At 74.9% G+C, this 223-nt stretch carries 1 protein-coding gene; it reads right to left on the reverse strand.

Going from position 1 to position 223, the window contains the following annotated elements; translation table 11 throughout:
- A partial coding sequence (locus IG78_RS43730) for an AMP-binding protein (protein WP_037687868.1) occupies positions 1-223 on the reverse strand: 223 nt, incomplete at both ends.

Here is a 223-nt window from a genome sequence, read left to right on the forward strand (position 1 = left end):
GTCCCCGGTGCGGTACATCCGCGCTCCGGGAGGCCCGTAGGGGTCGGGCAGGAAGCGGGTGACGGTGGTGGCGGGCTGGTGGTGGTAGCCGCGGCCCACCCCGGTTCCGGCCAGGTACAGCTCACCGACCGTGCCCGCGGGCAGGGGCGTAAGACCGGGGCTGAGGATGTAGGCGCGCAGGCCCGGCAGGGGGCGTCCGATGGGTACGCCGGTGGTGTAGGGC

It is taken from the genome of Streptomyces aureocirculatus (genome assembly GCF_000720475.1).
Taxonomy (GTDB): Bacteria; Actinomycetota; Actinomycetes; order Streptomycetales; family Streptomycetaceae; genus Streptomyces; species Streptomyces aureocirculatus.